A 4,463-nucleotide genomic window follows, 5' to 3' on the forward strand; every position below is an offset into this window, starting at 1 on the left:
AAACCTATTAATTGATTGCCAGGCTCTATCAGCAGCCGATTGACGAGCTTGAGAGTTTAATTTATTAACCCATGGTGTCTCTTTATTGTTAGCTAGTACCGCACAAAGTTTTTGGAGATCATTGCGGGTTGTTCCTTGATTGTCCATCCAATAACGAACACAATAATTACGCACAAACTGAGATGTCCTAATTGCTTCATCTAGTCTTTGGTATTGTTCTGGTGTCCCGTTTTTTAACTTGGCTTCTACGACTAGCATTGATTAATCCTCGACCCTGGATAAATTAAGTATAACACAGTTTACCTACAAATGGTAGAATTAAAATCGTGCTTCGCAGTTAATATCTTGGTCGGATTTCATCCCCCGCAAAGGTTGATGTCTTGTCGAAAAATTTAGCGGGGGCATTCATCCGACATTTTAGGTAAAAACTTCTGCCCCTTCACCTTCCTCCTCACTGTCAAAAAACTCGTAGGATTGGGCCTGGCCCTCTAGGGAAGCTTCTAAAAGCTGATCCTCATCAATAGTTCCCTCAAGACGAATTACCCCCTTATGGTCAAACATCCAGCCCACACAGCCCGTTTCACCTAAATTACCGCCATTTTTGCTAAAAGCCACCCGCAGATCTGCGGCCGTGCGATTGCGATTATCGGTCAGTGCTTCGATCAGGATCGCCACACCCCCGGGACCATAACCCTCGTAGCGAATTTGCTCAAAAGCCGAGTCATTTTCCCAAGTTCCCGCCCCTTTAGCGATCGCTCTTTCGATATTGTCATTGGGAATACCGGCCGCCTTGGCTTTTTCGATCGCCGTGCGTAGCTGAAAATTGCCCGCAGGATCCGGAACACCGTTACGGGTAGCCACGATAAGGGCCCGGGATAACTGGGTGAAAGTTTGCCCTTTTTTGGCGTCAACCCGGGCTTTTTGTCGTTTAATATTTGCCCATTTACTATGACCAGCCATACCTGTCTAACATATCCAACATCAAAAATCTAGCAGATCGATCGCTCTTGGTAAATCCGGGGATAATTGTCAACTCAACGAGTGCAGGGTAATGATCATAAATCCTGTTTCAAAGCTATAGGGGAGCGGGTAGTTCGAGCATTTGTACTAAAATTACCGATAGGCGGTTTAAATGCAGTACAGCTTATTATAGAAAAGGTTGATCAATCAGGGGGCAATATGGCGCAATTTTCTCGCAAAACTCTACTAACCTTGTTTGCTAGTATATTAGTATTATTATTCTCCTTGGCTCCGGCCCAAGCGCTAAGTTATAATAACCGCAATTTGACCGATAACGACTTTGCGGGGCAGGATTTGCGCGATTCCACCTTCGATCACTCTAATCTGCGCGGTAGTAACTTCAGTCATGCCAATCTGGAAGGAGTACGCTTTTTTTCTGCCAACTTGGAGGGGGCCGACTTTAGCGATGCCAATATGAGAAATGTGGATTTAGAATCGGCCCGTTTAACCAAAGCCAACTTTACCAATGCCGTTCTCGAAGGAGCTTTTGCCACTAACATTTTAATCAAAGGTGCAATTATCGACGGGGCCGATTTTACCGATGCAATTATTCGCTCCGATGTGGAAAAATATCTTTGTGAGAGAGCGACGGGAACTAACCCAGTAACTGGCAGAAATACCCGCGATACCCTATTTTGTCGCTGATACCTAACTATGCTGCCCCGAATCGCGCTGTCATGACCGATCGAAACTAGAGCCAGATCGGCCATAATTGCTGTAAGCTAGTATTCGATTTTTTAACAAAACCTTTACAATAGACTTTCAAGCCAGTTTAATCGATCAGTCCCCTCTTGGAAAAAGGAAATTGTAACCATCGTGTCCACCAGTACCCTCGGCAATCAAGATAAAGAGCAGAAACCCAGTAGTGACTCGGATAGCTTTTTCCAAGGAGTCTCTAGAGTCGCAGGGGGAACCGCTCTCGGCCTGTTGATGGTATCCACGGCCGTGGTGACGGGGGCTGTGGTAGGATTAGCGATTAGTTACCGCAATCTACCCGATGTGAGGATTTTACGGGGTTACGTCCCCACGGAAACCAGTTATATCTACGATGTTAAAGGCAGACCCCTGACCAGCTTACACGGGGAAGCGAATCGGGAAGTGGTGGAACTCGATCAAATCTCTCCCAATCTGAAACGCGCCGTGATGGCGATCGAAGATAGCCATTTTTATCACCATCGTGGTATTAATCCTAATAGTATCGGCCGGGCAGTAGTGGCTAACTGGAAAAGTGGCGGTGTGGTGGAAGGTGCATCTACTATCACCATGCAGTTAGTCAAAAATATTTTTCTCTCCCATCAGCGCACCGTTAGCCGTAAATTAGCCGAGGCGGTCCTGGCAGTACGAGTGGAACAGGTTTTTAGCAAAAATGACATTCTGGAAATGTACCTCAATAATATCTATTGGGGTCATAATAATTACGGAGTGCAAACCGCTGCTAAAAGTTATTTTAATAAACCCGCTGCCCAGTTAAATTTAGCAGAATCGGCGATGATGGCCGGATTAATCCAAGCGCCGGAAGTTTATAGTCCTTTTAATAATTATAAAACCGCCAAGGAAAGACAGGCATTGGTTCTCAGTCGGATGCGTACCTTAGGTTGGATCACCCCCGCACAGGAAGAGGCCGCTTTAAAGGAACCGCTGAAACTGGGTAAACCTACCGCTTGGCAAGAAAGTAAATTACCCTACGTTACCGATGCAGTGGTGGCAGAATTGCGGCAAAAATTTGGCAAGGAAACCCTAACTAAAGGGGGAATGCGGATTCAAACCACGATCGATCTCGACTTTCAAAACATGGCCGAGTCTACCATCCAACGGGCCTATAATAGCTTGCGTGGTCGCGGTATTCGTACCAAAGACCTACAAATTTCTCTAGTCGCAGTGGATCCCCGCACCCATTTCGTCAAGGCGCTCGTCGGTGGCGTTGATTACAATAAAAGTCAATTAAACCGGCCATTCAATCCCGTCGTCAACCGGGGTCAGCTTTTAAACCTTTCGTTTATTATACTGCCTTCGCTAGTGGTCGTTTTACCCCCGAAACGGTGGTTAATGATGCTCCCGTCCGTTTTCGCGAGGCTGGCGGCTTCTATAGCCCAAAAAACTACGGAGGCGGCTTTTCTGGTCCGGTTTCCCTGCGTAGCGCTCTGATGCAGTCTCTGAATATTCCCGCGGTTGTTCTCGGTCGTCGCGTCGGGATAAACAAAGTTATTGAAGTCTGTCGTCTGCTGGGTTTCGAGAGTCCTTTAATTGCCGTCACCTCTTTACCTTTAGGTTCGGTAGATGTGACTCCTCTGGAAATGGCGGGGGCCTACGCTACTTTTGCCAGTAATGGCTGGCATTCTGAGCCTACCTTTATCATGCGTGTGACTGATAGCCGGGGTAACGTCATGCTCGATAATACACCCAAACCAAAGCTAGTTTTAGACCCCTGGGCCACCGCTTCTCTCAATTCTGTCCTACAGGGAGTTATTCAGGGGGGAACAGCAACCTCGGCCCAAATCGGTCGTCCGGCAGCGGGAAAAACCGGTACTACCGATAACGAGAAAAATGTCTGGTTTGTTGGTTATGTTCCCCAATTAGCCACCGCAGTGTGGATTGGAGATGACCGAAACCGCACTTTAGGCAAAGGTATCACCGGCGGTGGTTTTGCCGCTCCCATTTGGCGCGATTTCATGGCACAAGCTCTGAAAAATGAACGGGTAGAATATTTTCCTTCTCCTTCCAAATTCCGCAAACCAACAGTTAAGTAGATCGTTAATATAATTAGTCTGATCGTAATTTATCGATCGAGTAAAGGTGGCTAGGTTTTTGTAAGAGCGCCAATTCAAAAATGAAACCCACGCTATTTTTGTTCTGTGATGATAAAGTTAAGATGTAACTGTACCAATAATCATCGTTGCCCAGTTGCGAATGTCGTTACCTCAGATTGTTATTGATACCAATGTCATTATTGCTGGATTAAGATCTAGGCGTGGAAGTGCGTTTCAACTTCTTAGCCTTATAGGTACAGGAAAATTTGATATGCACTTATCTGTTCCTCTCGTCTTGGAATATACAGATGTCCTATTGCGGGAGTTGCCCAATCTCTATTTAAGTCGAGAAGAAGTAGATGACTTAATTGATTTCTATTGCTCGGTGGGGATACCTCATGAAATTTTCTTCCTGTGGCGACCATTTCTGCGTGATCCCAAAGACGATATGGTATTGGAGCTTGCAGTTAAAGCAGGATGTCAGAGTATAATCACATATAACACCCGTGACTTTGCTGGTGTTGAGCAATTTGGTTTATGTCTGCTTGAGCCTTCAGGTTTCCTACGATTAATAGGTAAGTTACCATGAGTACCATCCAAGTTCAAATTCCCGACTCATTACAGAAAAGTTTAGATGATCTAGCGGCTCGTGATGGAATTTCGATCGATCAATTTATCTCTACTGCGATCGCTGAG

At 45.8% G+C, this 4,463-nt stretch carries 3 protein-coding genes and 3 pseudogenes; 4 read left to right on the top strand and 2 right to left on the bottom strand.

Annotated elements, in window-relative coordinates; translation table 11 throughout:
• Window positions 1-258: pseudogene (locus PX481_RS02735) on the bottom strand (RNA-guided endonuclease TnpB family protein); the annotation flags it as partial.
• Between the two features lie 162 nt (window positions 259-420).
• Window positions 421-960: pseudogene (locus PX481_RS02740) on the bottom strand (YebC/PmpR family DNA-binding transcriptional regulator); the annotation flags it as partial.
• A 219-nt stretch (window positions 961-1,179) separates the two neighbouring features.
• On the opposite strand from PX481_RS02740, the gene PX481_RS02745 reads away from it, so the two are divergent.
• From PX481_RS02745 to PX481_RS29560, 4 genes and pseudogenes are all read left to right on the top strand, one after another.
• Window positions 1,180-1,665, top strand: coding sequence for a pentapeptide repeat-containing protein (locus PX481_RS02745; protein ID WP_288093563.1), 486 nt, complete (start codon window positions 1,180-1,182; stop codon window positions 1,663-1,665).
• Between the two features lie 171 nt (window positions 1,666-1,836).
• Window positions 1,837-3,767: pseudogene (locus PX481_RS02750) on the top strand (transglycosylase domain-containing protein).
• Window positions 3,768-3,927: 160 nt separating this feature from the next.
• Window positions 3,928-4,356 carry a putative toxin-antitoxin system toxin component, PIN family gene (locus tag PX481_RS02755; protein ID WP_190357040.1) on the top strand — a complete coding sequence of 143 codons (429 nt, stop codon included), beginning with the start codon at window positions 3,928-3,930 and terminating at the stop codon, window positions 4,354-4,356.
• Window positions 4,353-4,463: YlcI/YnfO family protein (locus PX481_RS29560; protein WP_502882714.1), on the top strand; the 111-nt coding region annotated here is incomplete at its 3' end. The genes PX481_RS02755 and PX481_RS29560, both read left to right, overlap by 4 nt.

Source organism: Microcystis sp. M53603_WE2 (assembly GCF_030065435.1).